The sequence below is a fragment of the Westiellopsis prolifica IICB1 genome (assembly GCF_004323185.1).
In the GTDB taxonomy this organism is placed as follows: Bacteria; Cyanobacteriota; Cyanobacteriia; order Cyanobacteriales; family Nostocaceae; genus Pelatocladus; species Pelatocladus prolificus_A.
In genome coordinates, this window is record NZ_NAPS01000002.1 from 1,504,792 (window position 1) to 1,524,732 (window position 19,941).

Consider the following 19,941-nt stretch of genomic DNA (forward strand, 5'->3'; position numbering starts at 1 on the left):
CATGAGTGCAAAAAATACAAGGTGGGATGCATGTTAAATGAATTTAATTTTTTGCAGCTACTTAAAATAATAGTCAGGCTAATATAACTTTTCTGACATCTTGCGCTATTTTATACCAATCAAAATTAGCAGTTACATACTGGCGACAGTCTTCTCTGGAAGGAGTTTGTATTTTTCCCAGTAGTACTTGTTCTAATTTCTCTGCAATGGCTGAAACTTCAATACCAGAAGTAATTAATTGTGGTGAAAATTGTTCTAAAATTTCTGGCATTCCACCAACTGGAGTACACACAACGGGAGTACCACAGGCTAATGATTCTACCACTGCTAATCCAAATCCTTCAAAACATTGACTAGGCATCACACTAACATCAGCAGCTTGATAAGCTATAGGTAAATCCTCATCAGGTAGAAATCCTAAAAATTTCACATGTTCGTTGAGTCCGAGTTCGGTTGCTTGTTGTTGGAGTGCTGCTTTGATTGGACCGCGACCGGCGATCGCTAACCAAAAATCTGGTAATCTTGGTTTAATGATTGCCAGGGCTTGCAGTAATTTGTCAATTCCAACTCGATGCACTAGGCGGCGACTACTAAAAATAATCGCTCTATCTTGTGGCCAGCCAAGTTTGGCGCGAGCTTCGGTACGTGATAAATTAGACTGAAACTGATCAGTATTTACTCCACCAGGAATAATGTAAATTTTTTCCCACGGAATTTGATACTGTTCGTGGAGGATTTGACCAAAAGCTTTACTCAAAACAATAAAGCGATCGCACTGATCATAAGTCCTTTTTTCGATCATTTGGTGCTTAAAAAACACACTTAATTGTTGATGAACTACCTCTTGCTTACTTTCCGACGCCCAAGGGCCATGAAAGTTAAAAGTAATTGGTACTCCTTTGGGTAACAAATCTAATATCGGAAAGCTATACAAAGCAAAATGCAAATTAATTGCATCTGGTTTTTCCGTTCTGGTTTTCTGGAAATTTTGGCGAATTGACCATAACCGTTTCCAAATCTGACTATCTGGCGAAGCCAAATTAGTTAACTTCATCGGTAAACTAAGTTGAGTGTCCGGTAGACCTACTCCACATAGTTCAATCTGGTCTTGATTTTCTGCTAGTTTTTGAGTCAGGTCATACACATATCTCTCTAGTCCTCCTGGGGTTGTAGGAAACCAACCCACTCCCACGCAAAGAATGTATGCAGATCTTCTATTGTTTGTTTTGTTACTACTCACTTATATATCCCCAACCATGAATCGCTTGTGTTTGTATCTACTTTTACCAGTTTTTGAGCCACCTTCTTTGAAAATAACAAGAAACTGATGGCTGCGGTGTTTCTCTTTTTCGATTAAGCACATAAATTAGTACTTTGTGATCATTCTTTGGATAGATTTATGCCAAATATTTATAGGTTTGAGATTTTGAATTTTGAATTGACTGCATAGATAAATCTAGGAACTTTTACCCCGGCATTATTAATGAAGATCTTCTAACTATTAAACATTAAAATATCTAAAATGAATTACTTAAATTTCTATAATTTCTAGAATTTTTGATGACAATTTCCAGGTATAAAATTTAGATAAATCTAGAAATAGACCTAATTTCAATGTATACAAATTATCTTCCTTTAGGGCAAAATTTTGAGCTTCGCTAAATAAGGATCTAATACTTACAGAGAAGCCAGTGGAGGCTTTATCGTATGTCATACCATTTCACTAAAATCTTGATACAAATGCAGACGGTGTAGAGACGCGAAATTACCCTGCGGGAACGCTAAAAGCGAACGCGTCTCTACATTATTTATGTGTATCGCGATTAACGTGAAATGGTATCAAACATGTGACTTAAAACCCTAAACATTAAACTAACCAACAACTTTTTCCTTTTAAAAGCCCTCTCTGACCGATAATTCCGAGCAGGGTACAAGAAAGCGGATTTATCCGTGGAATCAATCGGAAATCCATAGACGCGTAAGCGGCTTCTCGTAGAGTAATCTAAAATCCTGTTAGAGGATGACCGATAATTCCAATGTGAAGTCGGAAATCTGGATTTGCCAATTTTCACAACTCCCAATACTGCTCGGATAAGACAATTCAATTGACATTTAAATCCACTAGAGACGCGATATATCGCGTCTGGTACAACTCCAAAATTATGATGAAAAATCCTATCCCTTGCAGTATTGTCACAACTCCTACATACACCGATTGCGATCGCAATAGAATTATTACGATAAATTCTTAGCTAAAATTAAAAAACTAATGTGGGTTTTGTAAATTTTTCATGAAATTAGCCATATTTACGGAAAATTTGGTTAGTTTTATTGATGAATATTGCATGAATGATAAAAAAATGAATATTTTTAACCAAACAGTTGTTTTGTATTAACTAAAAATTAATAATTTATATTTTAGTATAATTAATGACTTTCGTACTGAAAATAATTTCATAATAAAAAGCAAAATATAATTAATTACATAGTAATTATCCCACAATACTAGTATTTACGTAAAAAATATCATTATGAAAAATAAATTTAAACGACAAATTAGTCAGCTATATTACCAACAACTAAGCAACATAAGAGATTTAATCCGTAAGCTCAATAACTTAATAATGAGAGGTAATTTCCGAACTAAAAGGAGATTGAAGTTCTTATTTGGCTTTGTTGCTGGGTTGATCACTGTGACTTTAATTGCCATTTATTTGACTGGAAGAATGACATCTGGAACAAATATTGGCACAGCACCACCTACAATCAAAATTTATACATTACCAGAAAAAAGTACTTATACACCTTCTACAACAAACATATACACACCACCAGCAACAGATAATTACACATTAGCCGCGACAGATACTTTCACATTATCGGCGACAGATAACTACACATTACCCGCGACAGATACTTTCACGCCATCGGCGACAAACTCTTACACCATATCTGCAACAAATGGTTATAAAACATCTTGGATAGGTAACTCTTTTGGTGGTGCTAACAAATGGGTACAAATCCAAGTAAGTGATATGTATGTGGCTCCTGATGGTACAGTCTACACCAATACAGATTGGGATGAAGCCGGCAGAGAAGTCGGAATTTACAAAAATGGAGACGTCATCGGTAAAGCTGATGACCTGCATGGCTGGGGAAGAATGGGCGGAGATGCGATCGCAGTTGATCAAAAATATATGTATGTAGGGATGCAGCAATCTCCGGAAGGAAAACCAGGAGAAGATTACCCCCCCAAAGGTACAACATGGTTTTCCATCAGACGCTATAACTTATCTGGAAAACCAGCACCTTTTCCTCAAGGGCGCGGCTGGGATAAAAGCATGTTAATAGTTAGTACCAAAGATAAAGTCACAGGATTAGCAACTGATGGAAAACAGTTGTATGCAAGTGACAAAGCAGCCAATTTGGTTCGTGTCTACAACACCGCTACGATGAAAGAAATACGTAGCTTTAAAGTCACTAATCCGAGCAAAATAGCTCTTGACAAAAAAGGAAATCTCTGGATTATTCGAGATAAAAACCAAATTGGGCATTATTCACCAACAGGGAAGCAATTAGGTGCAATCACCAGTGTTGCTCAACCAAGTGCGATCGCAGTCGATAATAAAAACAGGTTGTTAATTGCAGACAACGGTCCACGTCAGCAAGTATTAATCTACGACATAGCCAGTAAACCCAAACAAGTAGGTACTTTTGGTACTCAAGGCGGTATTTATTCGGGTAAACGTGGCGAAATCGGAGATTTGAAATTTTACGGTTTGAGTGGAGTCGGTACAGATGCAAGCGGAAATATCTATGTTAGTAACGTTGGTTTCAATCGTTCCGGCGTAGACTTACGTAAACTCTCCCCATCCGGCAAATTACAATGGCAATTGCTGGGTTTACAATTTTTAGATACTGCTGATGCTGATGCTGGTACTGATGGCGCTAACGTCTTTACCAAAGATGAACATTTTGTCATGGATTACAGCAAAGGTAGCGGTAAAGAATGGCAATACAAAGGCTACACCTTAGATCGATTCCGCTATCCTAATGATGCCAGACTACACACCACACCCACAGCAGCCTTTGTCCGACGTTTGCAGGGAAAACGTTTGTTATATCTCTCTTCAGAAATGATGTCAGAACGCTTATTAATGTATCGTTTTGATGGAGAAATTGCTGTTCCCTGCGGTATATTTGGCAAAGGCAAAGAAGACTGGCTAGCCAACGAACCGACAAATAGTAGTTGGATATGGATTGATGCAAACGGCGACGGTTCACCTCAAGCCAATGAATATCAAGCTACGGGTGAAAAAGATGATTCTGTTTGGGGTTGGGAAATAGATAGTAAAGGAGATGTTTGGAAAGCAGCCGAAGACGGCTACATCAAACATTACCGCTTTGGTGGATTAAATGCTCATGGTTGTCCAGTTTACAGTACCAAAACTGTGCAAAAGTTACCAATGCCCCAACCATTTAAAACTATTACCAGAATAAGATATTTTCCCGAACAGGATGCGATGTATTTGAGCGGTTATACTAGCGATCGCCCCAACATTGATGGTGATTGGGGATTGGTTGGTACAGAAATCATCCGCTACGATAATTGGAACAAAGCCAAAAAAATACGCTGGCGCATAGCATTACCCTATGAAATCAAACGTGATCCCAAATTGCACATCAAAGCAATGGATGTCGCAGGTAACAGAGTCTTTGCTGTCAGCAGTAAAACCCCGGATGTATTTGTCTACGACACCACCAATGGAAAACAAGTACAACAGTTGAAACCAGGACCCGAAGTTGGTAACGAAGTTGGCTGGGTTGACGTACCCTTTGGAATTCGCGCTTTTCGTCGTTCCAATGGTGAATATTTAGTGTTTGTGGAAGAAGATTTGAAAGCGAAAGTGATTATGTATCGCCTACCGGGATAGTGGTAAGCTTCAAGCATGAACAACCAACAAAGAACCCAAATTTCGCAAGTTGTAGTGACAGCACAACAGATGCGCGATATTGAAGCACGTATATTTACAGCAGGAATGCCTGTAGCTGCTTTAATGGAAAAGGTCGCAGGACTAATCGCCCATCGGATTGAAGTTCTTTATTTTTCTAAAAATGCAAAGCAAGAGGACGCATCACCCCGTTTCCCTGTCTTTGCGTCTTCTTCTGTATCTCCACACAAAGTCGGAATTCTCGTAGGTCCTGGTCACAATGGTGGGGATGCTTTGGTTGTTGCCCGTGAATTGTATTTTCGCGGTTACGATGTCTGTATCTATAGTCCTTTTGCCAAACTTAAAGAATTAACTGCACAGCATTTACAGTATGCTCAGAGTTTAGGAATTCGGTGTTATCAATCAATTGAAGACTTGCCAGAGTGCGATTTGCTGGTTGATGGATTATTTGGATTTGGATTGGAAAGAGAACTCAAAGACCCTGTTGCTAGTGACATTAATCAGTTAAATCAAAAGTCTATACCAATTATTAGTATCGATATACCTTCTGGATTGCATACAGATACTGGCGAAGTTTTAGGAACTGCGATCCGGGCTACCCACACGTTATGTTTAGGTTTGTGGAAGTTGGGTTTATTGCAAGACCAGGCTTTAGAATATGTTGGTGAGGCAGAATTAATTGATTTCGATATACCTGTAGCAGATGTGGAAGCGGTACTGGCAGATGCACCCCGAATTACACGCATTACCGAAGCTACTGCCTTATCTACTTTACCTTTACCCCGTCCTGCTGTCACCCATAAGTACAAAGAAGGACATTTATTATTAATTTGCGGTTCACGTCGCTATGCTGGAGGCGCGATTTTAACTGGTTTGGGAGCAAGGGCGAGTGGAGTTGGAATGCTGTCAATTGCTGTACCGGAATCTCTCAAGCCGATAATGGTCAGTCATTTGCCAGAAGCGTTGATTGTCGGTTGTCCAGAGACAGAAACAGGCGCGATCGCTCAATTAAGATTACCAGAAAACACAGACTTGAATTCATTTGATGCGATCGCTTGTGGTCCCGGTTTAACCAAAGATGCCAGCCCAATTTTACAGCAAGTATTAGAAAGTACAAAACCTTTGGTTCTGGATGCCGATGGTTTAAATATTTTGGCAGAAATGAAAACCATGCCGACGTTACAAAAAAGACAAGGGTTGACAGTACTTACACCCCATGCAGGCGAATTTCAACGCTTATTTCCTGACCTACCAGATGCCAAGCAAGAGAGAATTAAAGCAGTACAGGAAGCAGCAGCTCAAAGTGGGGCAGTAATATTATTAAAAGGAGCCAGAACAGCGATCGCCAACCGCCAAGGTTTTGTGTGGATCGTTCCTGAAAGTACTCCAGCTTTAGCGCGCGGTGGTAGCGGTGACGTCTTAACTGGCTTAATGGGTGGATTAATTGCCCAAGCAATCACCCATCAAATACCTACCGAAGATATGGTAGCAACTGCTGCTTGGTGGCACGCCCAAGCCGGAATTTTGGCAGCCCAAGAACGTACAGAATTAGGAGTAGATGCGTTTACATTGACACATTATTTACTGAAAATTTTAAGTGTTAATCGCTAAATACGGTTCAGTCTTAGATAACAGAATACTTTCACGAAACGTATTGGGTGTGAGGGTGTGAGGGTATAAAAAAACAAGAATTTTTTTACTTACCCATACTCCAAAATCTTCCTATACCCCTATACCTCACACCCATACACCCTTTTTATCTTTGAAAAATCGGGGCGTTAATGTTGCGTCTGTGAAACAAAATTGCTCCTAAATTACAAATCAAACAAGTAAAAGCTAGCCACAATAAAACGTAAGTAGGAATCATGACTACGCCAATCATAAACCAAGTGTAAACATGCAATATCATCACAACAGCAAATATGCAGGCTACTATTGCTGATTGCCAAACTCGGTAAGATGGGCGACGGAGTGCGGCAAAAATCATCGTCAACAGCGTGGTAAGTAAGTTTGCTGGCACGAGAAATGCACAAATACTAACGCAGTTGGTGCGGGAAAAGTCCGCTAGGCTGTTGAAATCGAGCATTAATCTTTAACGGTAATCTCAATTTAGTATAAGACACTTAATCAGGCAATTAAATAACGAAATATAAATATGAGCATTACTCAATTTAATATTATGAAAAATTTACATATTTCTTAGTGGTCATTTGTCATTGGTCATTGGTAGAGACGCGATGAATCGCGTCTGTACAAGAGTCATTAGTCTTCCCTTGTCCCCCTTGTCCCCCAATTCCCGTACTCTATGAGAAGCCGCTGACGCGTCTACGCGTAGCGTCTCCTCTGGAGAATCCCCGATCCCCAATCAACTTCCAGTCCTTAATCTTTGCATTAATTTTGCTACTGAGTTAATTAATTGATTTGGTTCAACTGGCTTGGTGACATACATCTGAAAACCTGCATCTAGGGCTTGCTGGCAATCTTGTGATCTAGCGTAAGCTGTTAGGGCGATCGCAGGTAAATTTCCTCCTTGTTCTGGTTGCAATCTTCGGATTTTACGGATTAATGTGTAGCCATCTTCTTCTGGCATACTGATATCACTAATCAATACATCCGGTAGGAATTTTGCGATCGCTAAAAGTGCTAATTGTACCGAACCGACTGCTGTGACTTCAGCTCCAGAATCTTGCAGTACGGTGGCTACATATTCTAGTGTATCAGTATCATCATCTACTACTAGCACCTGCAAACCATTTAATGGTGATTCTGCAATCAAGCTAGAGAAAGTAGAGGGCGCTATTTTCGTTGTCTGTTCAGTTTGTTTTAATTTCCATGTTGGAGGAACAATAGACACTTTCTTGAAATTCTCCTCAACTTTGGCAGTAGTAGCATATTCTTGATTTAGGCATTCTTCGGTCAGGGTATGATCATTGGCTTGTTGGTGTCTTTTCAACAGTGGTAACTTGACAGTAAATGTTGCTCCCTGTCCCACTCCTGGACTATCAGCATGAACACTACCACTATGCATTTCTACTAAATAACGTACGATCGCTAGTCCCAATCCTAACCCACCGTGGTTTCTAGTTATACTCCCATCTGCTTGACGGAAGCGATCAAAAACGTGAGGGAGAAATTCTGAACTAATCCCAACACCTGTATCAGTGATCGTGATTTGGGCGTAATTAACTGAAGAACTAGACAAGGACAAATTATCTTTTTCTCCCCCCCGTCCCCCCTGTCTTCCTTGTCCCCCCCGTCTTCCTTGCGCCATTTCCAATGATCCATTTTCCTTTACAACTTCCAGGCGTAGTTCTACCCTGCCATCAGAAGAGGTAAATTTAATAGCATTGTTAAGCAAATTCCAGAGAATTTGTTGGAGGCGGTTGGGATCACCTGAGACGAACACGGAAGATGTGGGGAGATTTTCTCTATTTTCTGCGTCGTGTCGTTGCGTGAGTGTGTCGTCTGTTTCGCCTAGTTCGACTATATATTCAATTTGAATTTGTTTTGCTTCTGCCTCTAGACGTATGCTATTTATAACTGTTGAAGTTAAGCTCACTAAGTTGACTGGACAAATATTAAGACTAAGCTTACCTCGCATAATCCGCGAGACATCTAAGATATCTTCTATAAGTTGAGCTTGCAAACCAGCATTGCGTTCAATGGTTTCGATTGCACGGGCGATCGCTTCTTGATTTAATTTTCGCTGACGCAATAGTCTCGCCCAACCCAATATAGATGTTAAAGGTGTGCGGAGTTCATGAGAAAGAGTTGCTAAAAATTCATCTTTGAGGCGATTTGCTGTTTCAGCTTCTTGGCGTGCTGTTTGTTCGCGGATGAGTTTGATGTGTTCTTCTTCGGCTTTTTTGCGCTCTGTGATATCTTCGGTTGTCCCTGTAAAACCAATTACATTGGTTTCTTCCGAAAGCATTGGAGATGAAGACACATGAACCCAACGCTCAGTTCCATCTGGAGTGATGATGCGAAACTCACCTTTATACTCTGTACCTTCAGCAGCAGCAGCATACCAATTTGTAACTACTGATTGTTGGTCTTCGTGATGAATTGTGCTGATCCAGCCTTCATCTAAACTTTGCTCTGGCGTCAAACCAAAAATAGCATGGTAGCGGGGGTTAGCATAAGTGCATTTACCATGTGGATCAGTTAAAAAAATGCCTACGGGTGAACAAGCACTCAAAGAGCGAAACATTTCTTCGCGTTTTTTGAGTTCAGCATTCATTGCAGCTAGCTGTGTGGCTTGGCGCTTGACTTCGGCACTTTTTTGGAACAAATCAATAAACGCTGCTACCTTAGATTTCAATATCTCCGCTTCTATCGGCTTAAAAAGATAATCTACTGCACCCAGAGAATATCCTTTAAAAACCATGTTATCACTGGTGTTGAACGCCGTAACAAAGATAATCGGCGTGTGGCGCGATCGCTCTCTTTGTCGAATCAGGGCTGCTGTCTCGAACCCGTCCATATCTGGCATTTGCACATCCAATAAAATCACGGCAAAATCCTGATTTAAAAGATTTCGCAGGGCTTCTGCGCCTGATGTAGCCCTTACCAAATTTTGACCAAGGCTGTCCAAAATCGCCTCTAGGGCTAGTAAATTTTCTGGATGGTCATCTACCAACAGAACATTAACTTTAGGCTCAAATGACATTTCAAATATACGCTTTTAGAAATAGAACAAGCCGTTTTGACGTCTTTCTATTGACTGTGACGCTAAAGCTAGCTGAATTCACACTATCTTAAGTTATAATTTTCCCTAACTCAAAAACATAAATGGGCGATTTACGATTAAAACTAAAGAATTTCAGATTATTAGTACAGTATTTATATTTTCTCTAAAATCGAATTTACATTTTGCAAATTTTTACTAAGAAAGAAGAAATCTCTAGTAATGGTAAAATTTTATCTGCGACTCCGAGTGCGATCGCCGCAGCAGGCATAACTGAGCAATAAGCACTCTCAGGTTCTTGCACTATAGTGATTCCGCCTCGTGCTTGAATTTTTGCCAGTCCTTGAACACCATCTTGATTAGCACCTGTTAACAGCACACCAATAAGTTTTTCATTATAAGCATCTGCCGCAGTTTCAAATAGTACATCAATTGATGGTCGTGCGTAAGTTACAGGAGCATCAGTAGATAAAGAAAAATAAGGTTGAGAAACTGTTGTATATTTACTTTCTATTAATAAGTGATAATCTGCTGGAGCTAAATATACCCATCCAGATAAAATATCTTCTTTATCTTCTGCCTCTTTAATCACTAAATTAGTGTAACTTTGTAAGACTAATCTTAATGTATCATCGGAAGACTTATGACGATGTTGAACAACGGCTATTGGTATAGGGAAACTTTTTGGTAAACCAGATAGAATTACTTGTAAAGCTTCTAAACCACCCAAAGATGTTCCAATCACTATGAGTTTGTATGTCATCCGATTGTGGATTTTAGATTTTAGATTTTGGATTTGCTCCACAGATAAATCTGCTTGCTCTGTACCCTGCTCGGAATTATTAGTCATAAGTTTTCATTCATTTTGTATTTTAGTAGTTAGTTGGTTAGTGGCTAATACCAAATGACAAATAACAAATCACAAATGACAAATCACAAAATCTAGCTTACCCTTCGGTAAATTTTTTCACTACTAATTATTTGCTCATAATCTTGTTCATGAGGTGTAAATTTAATGGATTCTTGACGTCCTAATCCTAAAATACCAAATCTAATCAAACTTTCATAAAAAAGTTTATGAACTCGTTGCTGAAGATCTTTATTAAAGTAAATTAATACATTCCGGCAAAAAATTACATGAAATTCATTAAAAGAATTATCAATAGCTAAATTATGTAATGAAAAAACTATGTTTTCTTTAAGTTCTGATGAAAAAATAGCATTTCCATAGGCTGCTGTATAGTATTCAGAAAAAGATTGATTACCACCAGCTTGAATATAATTATGAGTATAGTCTTTCATCATCGCTAATGGGAAAATTCCCGCTTTAGCTTTACGCAAAACTGTTTCATTAATGTCAGTTGCATATAAACGCGAACGATGATAAAGTCCTTCTTCTTTCAGCAAAATTGCCATAGAATACACTTCTTCGCCAGTGGAACAACCAGCGTGCCAAATACGGATAAAAGGATAAGTTCTTAAAATCGGAATTACTTTTTTTCTTAAAGTTAAAAAGAAGCTAGGATCTCGAAACATTGCCGTAACATTGATCGATAGATTTAATAATAATCTTTCGAGACACTCTGGATTGTGAAGGACTTGCTCTTGTAGTCCAGAGATAGTAGTTAAATTTTCAAGTTTTACAGTATTCCAAATTCGCCGTTTCAGCGACGCTAAGGCATAATTTCTAAAATCAAATCCATAATAACGATATATACCTTCTAATAACAATTGAATTTCTACATCTTCTAGTTCTTCCCTCTCCATCATTTTTTTAATTAATTAGAATCAATAATTTCACTTTTTTATTTATAAACTGCAAGTATCAATTACTGCATCTATCCACACATTTAAAATCAGAACTCACACCTCTGTCTGAGGAAAGAATACTATCGGTACAACCAAACACGCAACAACGACAGTAATTGTTCTGTGTCAACAGGTTTGGTAATATAGTCGGATGCACCAGCTTCAATACATTTTTCGCGATCGCCTTGCATGGCTTTGGCAGTCAGAGCAATAATTGGTAGAGATTTGAAATTAGGATTAGCGCGGATGCGTCGGGTAGTTTCGTAACCATCCATTCCAGGCATCATTACATCCATCAAGATAGCATTAACATCGGGGTTATTTTCTAAAACGGTAATACCATCATTACCATTTTCTGCATATAAAACTTGCATTTGATAACGCTCAAGCAAACTAGTTAAAGCAAAAATGTTGCGAACATCGTCATCTATAATTAAAACTTTTTTGCCTACTAGTAGGGTGTCAGAAGTTTGTAATTGTTCCAGAATTTGGCGTTTAGGTGCGGGTAAATTAGCTTGAACACGGTGCAAGAATAAAGCAGTTTCATCTAAAAGACGTTCTGGCGATCGCACATCTTTGATAATTACTGTCTCTGCGATCCGTCGCAGTTGTGTATCTTCGCTTCTGGTTAATTCCCTTGCTGTGTACACAATAATGGGTAGTGTTTCACCCTTTGGTTGTTGTTTGATTTGTTCAATTAATTCAAAACCACTCATATCTGGTAGTCCTAAATCTAAGACTACACAATCAAATTGCTCTTTGGCGATCGCAGATAATGCTTCACCACCAGTACTGACAGCAGTAGTTGCAACGTCACCGTTACCAATTAATGCTACAAGACTTTTACGTTGATTTTCATTGTCTTCTACAATCAGCAAGTTTTTGACTGGTCGTTCCACAAAACCTTTGATTTTAGTTAGTGATTGGTGTAGCGTTTCGCTGCTGATGGGTTTTTGCAAATAAGCGATCGCACCTTGTTGTAAACTGCGCTGTTTTCCTTCTTCAATAGTCATCACATGTACGGGAATGTGGCGAGTATTTCCATCATGTTTGAGTCGATCTAGTACTGTCCAACCATCAATTCCTGGTAAATGAATGTCTAACAAAATTGCTGTCGGTTGATATTCCTGTGCTAAGGCTAAACCAGTATTACCACTGTGAGCAAGGATACCTTTAAAATCACATTGCCGTGCCATATCTAAAAGTATACGGGCAAACTTGGTGTCATCTTCCACAATTAACAGTGTGCGATCGCCCGGTTGAATATTGTCTCTGTCGTCAATCACAAGAGAGGGGGGAGTAATGTAGAGACGCGATTCATCGCGTCTGGAAGTGTGGGGAGTAATGTAGAGACGCGATTCATCGCGTCTGGAAGTGTGGGGAGAGAAATTACTTCCTCGTCCCCCATGTCCCCCATGTCCCCCATGTCCCCCGTGTCCTCCATCTCCCCCTTCTTCCCCTACTCTATTTACTTGGGGTAAATACAACGTAAACGTGCTACCTTGATCAGGCTGACTAACTAATTTAATTTCCCCATCAAACAAACGAGTAATTTCTCGACTGATAGATAAACCTAAACCTGTACCGCCAAATTTACGACTAGTAGTACCGTCTGCTTGTTGGAATGCTTCAAAAATGATTTTTTGTTTTTCAGGAGCGATACCAATACCTGTATCTTTGACTGCAAAACTGATAACTGTTTCGGCTTGATTTAATGTTTGACGAGCAATACTCCAACCCTGTTTTGCTACAAATATTTTTAAGTTGACTTCACCTTTTTCTGTGAATTTAAAAGCGTTAGAAAGTAGATTTTTAAGGATTTGTTGCAGTCGTTTAACATCGGTGTAAATTGTCGATGGTAATTCTGGGTCTAATTCAATTGTAAAATTTAAGCCTTTGTCAATTGCCACTTGTCTAAAAGTACGTTCTAATGGTTCGCATAATTCATAAAATGGTAGGTGAACCATATTAATAGACATGGTTCCTGATTCAATTTTGGCTAAGTCGAGAATGTCATTGATTAATGATAATAAATCGTTGCCTGAAGAGTAAATTGTTTGGCTATATTCGATTTGTTTATGACTGAGATTACCTTCAACATTGTCTGCGAGCATTTTTGCTAGAATTAACAAGCTGTTAAGTGGTGTTCGCAATTCATGGGACATATTTGCCAGAAACTCAGACTTGTATTTAGAAGACAGTGCTAGTTGTTCGGCTTTTTCTTCTAATGATATTCTGGCGTGTTCGATTTCGTTATTTTTGCGTTCTACTTCTTTATTTTTATTAGATAATAATTCGGCTTTTTCTTCTAGTTCAGCATTAAGTTGTTGTAATTCCTCGTTCGATTCCTCTAATTCTTGTTGCTGCTGTCTTAAAAGTTCCTCTGACGTTTGTAACTCTTGAGACTGTTGTTCTAAACGTTGATTTTTTTGTGTGAGTTCTTGTTGCTGAAGTTGCAATCTTTGGGCTAATTCTTGAGATTCTTTTAAAAGCTCTTGAGTGCGAATATCAGCATTAATAGCATTTAACACTATACCAATAATTTCACTAACTTGATCTAAAAAAGTGAGATGAATTTCACTAAATTTTTGAAATGAGGCTAATTCCATAACTGCGATTACCTGATTTTCAAACAATACAGGCAATACAATAATATTTAAGGGTTTGGCATCTCCTAATCCAGAACTAATACGAATATAGTCACTTGGTACATCTGTAAGTAAAATTTTTTGTTTTTCTAGGGCGCATTGTCCCACCAATCCTTCACCCAAACGGAATCTATTTGATAAGCTTTTACGTTCTTGGTATGCATAACTACTCAATAGTTTAAACACAGGCTGCTCATTTTCCCAGTCCATCAAATAAAAAACACCCTGTTGTGCGCCTACCAGTGGTGCAAGTTCTGCAAGAATCATTCTTGCAACATTTTGTAAATTTCTTTGCCCTTGCAGCATCTGACTAAATTTGGCAAGGTTAGACTTGAGCCAGTTTTGTTCATTATTTCTGAGAGTTGTTTCGCGGAGATTCGCAATCAGCTGATTAAATGTTTGTGCTAGTATTCCTATTTCATCCCTGCGTTTACTAGCGGGTAAACTAACAGATAAATCTCCCTCTGCTAATTTTTCTGTAGCTTGAGAGATTTCTCCGAGTGGTTGAGAAATATTTCGGGTGAGATAAACACCAATTAAAGTTAATAATAAAAAAGCCAGAGAAATACCATAGATAATAGTATCAGTTGCTTCCTGAGCAGCAATTTGAGTCTTGTCAGTACGCTTTTTTAAAAGTCGAACTTCTTCAGCTTCCATCTCTGTGACTATGCGACGGATTTTATCTAGCAAAACCCTACCATTGTCTTGTAGTATCTGTTGTCTTGCTGAATCAAATCCTTGGGTTTCTCGTAAGTTAATTCTTCTTTTGACAATATCTTGGCGTTCGTCAATTGTTGCTTTTAAATTATCTAATCTATTTTGTTGAAGAGGATTATCAGAGGTTAAATTACGCAGATTATTAAGATTTTTTTCAACATTTGGTAATGCCTGATTATAGAATCGCAAAGAGTTTTTGTCTCCAGTGATTATATAACCTCTTTGCCCTATTTCCATATCTTGAATATTATAAAGTAAATTATCTAATTCCCCAATCACTTTATAGGTGTGAGCTTGCAACCGAGAGTTTTCAATTAAGTTGTTATTAGTGTGATATGAAATAAATCCGAGAGTTGCAAGAATTGATAAACCTAAAGCAAATCCAGCACCGATTTTTGTCCCGATTTTGAAATTATTATTTACCATTTTGAATTGATTAGATCAATCAATTTATATTATCGCTTAAATATTTATATTATTCGCTCGTGTCGGTAATGGTTAATATTAGGTTTGCTTGATTAATTATAATTCCCAAATCAAAGACTCGACGACGAGTATCAAAGACTCGACGATGAGTATCAAAGACTCGACGACGAGTATCAAAGACTCGTTGACGAGGTTCAAAGACTCGTTGACGAGGTTCAAAGACTCGTTGATGAGTATCAAAGACTCGACGATGAGTATCAAAGACTCGACGACGAGTATCAAAGACTCGACGACGAGTATCAAAGACTCGACGACGAGTATCAAACACTCGACGACGAGTATCAAACACTCGTTGACGAGTATCAAACACGTGCAGCTGCTTATTTACCCTTATCCCAGTTTCCCTGGTACAGTGTACCAATTTTACTAGCAATGGCGATCGCTCTTTCTCTGTGGGGTGCGCGTCTATTTTCTCGTCAACAGGATTAACATCTCGACGACGGAGTTCAAAGACTCGACGACGGAGTTCAAAGACTCGACGACGGAGTTCAAAGACTCGACGACGAGTATCAAACACTCGTTGACGAGTATCAAACACTCGTTGACGAGTATCAAACACTCGACGACGAGTATCATATCAAGTTCGGATAATTAGTTATACTTTCCACAGTCATTGCACCCCACCCCTTAATCCCTTCCCCGCTTGCGCTTAGGGGAGGTTTTGACGTTAGACAAAACCGGGGTGGGGTTCATTGGGAATTATAAGTAATCAAGCAAACCTGATATAACTAGCAACACAAGTGTTCAACCGGACATGATATGAGTCCACTGATAACTGATAACTGATAACTGTTTACTGATATAACCAGACACGCAATAGTGAAAGCAATTGTTCAATATCAACAGGTTTGGTAATATAATCAGATGCGCCAGCTTCGATACATTTTTCGCGATCGCCTTGCATGGCTTTAGCAGTCAGAGCAATAATTGGCAAAGATTTAAATTTCGGATTGGCGCGGATGTGGCGAGTGGTTTCATAACCATCCATTTCTGGCATCATCACATCCATCAAGACAACATTAATATCGGGATTCTCTTGTAAAACTTCTATGCCATCATTACCATTTTCTGCATACAAAATTTGCATTTGATAACGTTCTAGCATACTAGTTAAAGCAAAGATATTGCGAACATCATCATCGACGATTAGAACTTTTTTACCTGCAAGTTGAAAGTCAGAGTTTTGTAATTGTTCGAGCATTTGACGTTTGGGTGCTGGTAAATTCGCTTGGATACGATGCAAGAATAAAGCAGTTTCATCTAAAAGACGTTCTGGCGATCGCACGTCTTTCACGATAATTGTTTCTGCGATCCGTCGCAATTGTACATCTTCACTTCTACTTAATTCTCTGGCAGTATAGACAATGATCGGCAATGCTTCGCCATGTGGAGATTGCTTGATTTGTTCAATTAATTCAAAACCATTCATATCTGGTAATCCTAAATCCAGAACTACACAATCAAACTCACCATTTTGTATGGCTTGTAATGCTTCACTACCAGTACTGACAGCAGTAGTTGCAACGTCTGTATTTCCAATTAATTCCACAATACTCAGGCGTTGATTTTCATCATCCTCCACAACTAGCAAATTCTTCACTCGCCTTTCTACAAAACCTTTAATTTTAGTGATTGCTTGGTGTAAAGCTTCGCTGCTGATGGGTTTTTGCAAATAAGCGATCGCACCTTGTTGCAAACTCCGCTGTTTTCCTTCTTCGACTGTCATCACATGTACAGGAATATGGCGAGTATTTCCATCATGTTTGAGGCGATCTAGTACCCCCCAACCATCCATTCCTGGGAGCCGAATATCTAAGATGATCGCCGAAGGTTGGTATTCTTTAGCTAATGCTAAACCTATGTTGCCACCGTGAGCAACAATTCCTTTAAATTCATTCTGTCGCGCCATATCCAACAGAATTCGGGCAAATTTAATATCATCTTCCACTATTAATAGTGTGCGATCGCCCGGTTGAATATTGTCTCTGTCATCAATAATCGGCGAGGAGAGGAGAGAGCTTGGAGTGGGGGGTGTGCTTGGAGTGGGGGGAGTAATGTAGAGACGCGATTCATCGCGTCTGGGGGTGTGGGAAGACAACAAAGAAAAATTGCTCCCTTGTCCCCCTTGTCCCCCATGTCCCCCATGTCCCTCATGTCCCCCATGTCCTCCTTGTCCCCCGTCTCCCCCGTCTCCCTCTCTACTCGGTTGCGGTAAATACAACGTAAACGTACTACCTGCACCCGGTTGACTAATTAGTTTAATTTCCCCGCCAAACAAACGAGAAATTTCTCGACTGATCGATAAACCTAAGCCAGTACCGCCAAATTTGCGACTAGTAGTACCGTCTGCTTGTTGGAATGCTTCAAAAATGATTTTTTGTTTTTCGGGGGCGATACCAATACCTGTATCCCTGACTGCAAAAGCGATTACTTTGTTAGCACGATTCAATGTTTCTTGGTCATAACTCCATCCCTGTTTGGCTACAAAGATTTGCAAACTAACTTCGCCTCGTTCTGTAAACTTAAAGGCGTTTGCTAGGAGATTTTTCAGAATTTGTTGCAGCCGTTTGACATCAGTGTAAATTGTCGATGGTAATTCTGAGTCTAATTCAATTGTGAAATTTAATCCTTTGTCTACTGCAACTTGTCTAAATATACGTTCTATCCGTTCGTGGAAATCTAATAATCGGATCTGATCCATATTAATCGACATGGTTCCCGATTCGATTTTGGCTAAGTCGAGAATGTCATTAATTAAGGACAACAAATCGTTCCCCGCGGAGTAGATTGTCCGACTGTATTCGATTTGTTTATTGTTGAGATTTCCTTCAACATTGTCTGCTAACAACCTAGCCAAAATCAGCAAGCTGTTGAGTGGTGTCCGCAATTCGTGGGACATGTTCGCCAGAAATTCAGATTTATATTTAGAAGATAGGGCGAGTTGTTCGGCTTTTTCTTCTAAAGATAATCTGGCTTGTTCAATTTCGTTATTTTTGCGTTCTACTTCTTTGTTTTGGACAGCTAATAATTCTGCTTTTTCTTCAAGTTCGGCGTTGGTTTTTTGTAATTCTTCTTGCTGTTTCTTGAGTAAATCTTCAGAAGCTTTGAGGGTTTGGGCTTGTTGTTCCAGGCGTTTGTTCGTTTCTCGCAATTCATTTTGCTGACTTTGCAATTCCTCAGCTAAAGACTGGGATTGTTTGAGTAACTCTTCAGTACGCATACTTGCAGCGATGGTGTTCAACACGATCGCAATACTTTCGGTGAGTTGGTCAAAAAACGTCAGATGAATTTCGCTAAACCGATGGAAAGAAGCCAGTTCAATCACCGCTGTCACCTGGCCTTCAAATAGTACAGGTAAAACTACATCATTGACTGGGTTTGCTTCACCCAAGCCGGAACTAATTTTGATATAGTCGTGCGGGACTTCTGTGAGCAAAATCCGTTCTTTTTCTAAAGCGCATTGTCCAACTAAACCTTCACCCAAGTGGAAGCGGTTGGCTAGATGTTTGCGTTCCCGATAGGCGTAACTACTCAGTAGTTTCAAATACAAATTATTATCTGTATTTTCCATGATATAGAAGACGCCGTGGGCAGCCCCTACTAAGGGCGCCAACTCTCGTAGTATCAGTTTTGACACGGTTTCCAAGTCGCGCTGACCTTGCAACATCCGGGTAAACTTAGCCAGGTTGGTTTTTAACCAGTCTTGTTCAGTGTTTTTCTGCGTTGTTTCGCGCAGATTGGCAATCATTTGGTTAATGTTGTCTTTGAGGATGGCAACTTCACCTAATGCTTCCACAGAAATAGACCGGGTTAAATCACCTTTAGTCACCGCAGTTGCAACTTCTGCGATCGCTCGTAGCTGAGTAGTCAGTGTCGCAGCTAGTTCATTCACATTATCAGTCAAATCTTTCCACGTACCAGCCGCTCCCGGTACTTTCGCTTGTCCGCCTAATTTCCCTTCAATCCCCACTTCCCGCGCCACTGTGGTTACTTGGTTCGCAAAGGTCGCTAGGGTATCAATCATCTCATTGATTGTCTCTGCCAAAGCTTCTATTTCACCTTTGGCGTCTAGCATTAATTTCCGCTTTAAGTCACCATTGGCAACAGCCGTCACAACTCTGGCAATTCCCCGTACCTGTGCCGTCAAGTTACTCGCCATCGAGTTGACATTATCGGTTAAATCTTTCCAAGTCCCAGCCACACCTTTGACCTGAGCTTGACCGCCGAGTTTTCCTTCGGTTCCCACTTCCCGTGCAACTCGTGTAACTTCGGATGCAAATGAACTCAGTTGATCCACCATGACATTAATGGTGTTTTTCAAATCTAAAATTTCGCCCCTAACATCAACGGTGATTTTCTTGGAAAGATCACCATTTGCTACCGCCTTTGTCACCTCGGCAATATTTCTTACCTGGGCTGTTAAGTTGCCTGCCATCGAGTTTACATTATCTGTTAAATCTTTCCAAGTACCACCCACACCTTTAACGTAAGCTTGGACACCGAGTTTACCTTCGGTTCCCACTTCTCTCGCCACCCGTGTAACTTCTGATGCAAAGGAATTAAGTTGATCTACCATCACGTTAATGGTGTTTTTCAACTCTAAAATTTCGCCTTTCACATCAACGGTGATTTTCTTAGAAAG

9 protein-coding genes and 2 pseudogenes are annotated in these 19,941 nt (G+C 39.6%); 4 read left to right on the plus strand and 7 right to left on the minus strand.

The genetic code is table 11. The annotated features are described in order from the left end of the window. Positions 1-73 precede the first annotated feature (73 nt). The gene (locus tag B4U84_RS20815; protein WP_131120435.1) at positions 74-1,240 is read right to left on the minus strand and encodes a glycosyltransferase family 4 protein; all 1,167 of its coding nucleotides are present in this window, start codon (positions 1,238-1,240) and stop codon (positions 74-76) included. Positions 1,241-2,531: 1,291 nt separating this feature from the next. Here B4U84_RS20815 and B4U84_RS20820 point away from each other — a divergent pair. Further along, entirely contained in the window at positions 2,532-4,934 is a 2,403-nt protein-coding gene (locus tag B4U84_RS20820; RefSeq protein WP_131120436.1) for an NHL repeat-containing protein, read from the plus strand. Between the two features lie 15 nt (positions 4,935-4,949). After that, a complete protein-coding gene (locus B4U84_RS20825) occupies positions 4,950-6,563 on the plus strand; it encodes an NAD(P)H-hydrate dehydratase (RefSeq protein ID WP_131120437.1) in 1,614 nt (537 codons plus the stop codon). Between the two features lie 145 nt (positions 6,564-6,708). Here the strand turns inward: B4U84_RS20825 and B4U84_RS20830 are convergent, their stop codons facing one another. The 5 genes from B4U84_RS20830 to B4U84_RS20850 form a co-directional block, all read right to left on the minus strand. Continuing rightward, a complete protein-coding gene (locus B4U84_RS20830) occupies positions 6,709-7,038 on the minus strand; it encodes a hypothetical protein (RefSeq protein WP_131120438.1) in 330 nt (109 codons plus the stop codon). Positions 7,039-7,317: 279 nt separating this feature from the next. After that, positions 7,318-9,621, minus strand: coding sequence for a hybrid sensor histidine kinase/response regulator (locus B4U84_RS20835; RefSeq protein ID WP_131120439.1), 2,304 nt, complete (start codon positions 9,619-9,621; stop codon positions 7,318-7,320). Positions 9,622-9,817: 196 nt separating this feature from the next. Next, positions 9,818-10,402 (minus strand): chemotaxis protein CheB, encoded by a 585-nt coding sequence (locus B4U84_RS20840; RefSeq protein WP_131121019.1) that lies wholly within the window; start codon positions 10,400-10,402, stop codon positions 9,818-9,820. 179 nt (positions 10,403-10,581) lie between these two features. Continuing rightward, positions 10,582-11,406, minus strand: coding sequence for a CheR family methyltransferase (locus B4U84_RS20845; RefSeq protein ID WP_131121020.1), 825 nt, complete (start codon positions 11,404-11,406; stop codon positions 10,582-10,584). Between the two features lie 122 nt (positions 11,407-11,528). After that, positions 11,529-15,239 carry a response regulator gene (locus B4U84_RS20850; RefSeq protein WP_131120440.1) on the minus strand — a complete coding sequence of 1,237 codons (3,711 nt, stop codon included), beginning with the start codon at positions 15,237-15,239 and terminating at the stop codon, positions 11,529-11,531. Positions 15,240-15,608: 369 nt separating this feature from the next. Between B4U84_RS20850 and B4U84_RS31685 the strand changes: the two are divergent. Then, positions 15,609-15,728: pseudogene (locus B4U84_RS31685) on the plus strand (ABC transporter permease); the annotation flags it as partial. Between the two features lie 36 nt (positions 15,729-15,764). Next, positions 15,765-15,890: pseudogene (locus tag B4U84_RS20865) on the plus strand (hypothetical protein); the annotation flags it as partial. A 202-nt stretch (positions 15,891-16,092) separates the two neighbouring features. Here B4U84_RS20865 and B4U84_RS20870 read toward each other — a convergent pair. Further along, positions 16,093-19,941: response regulator (locus tag B4U84_RS20870; protein ID WP_131121021.1), on the minus strand; the 3,849-nt coding region annotated here is incomplete at its 5' end.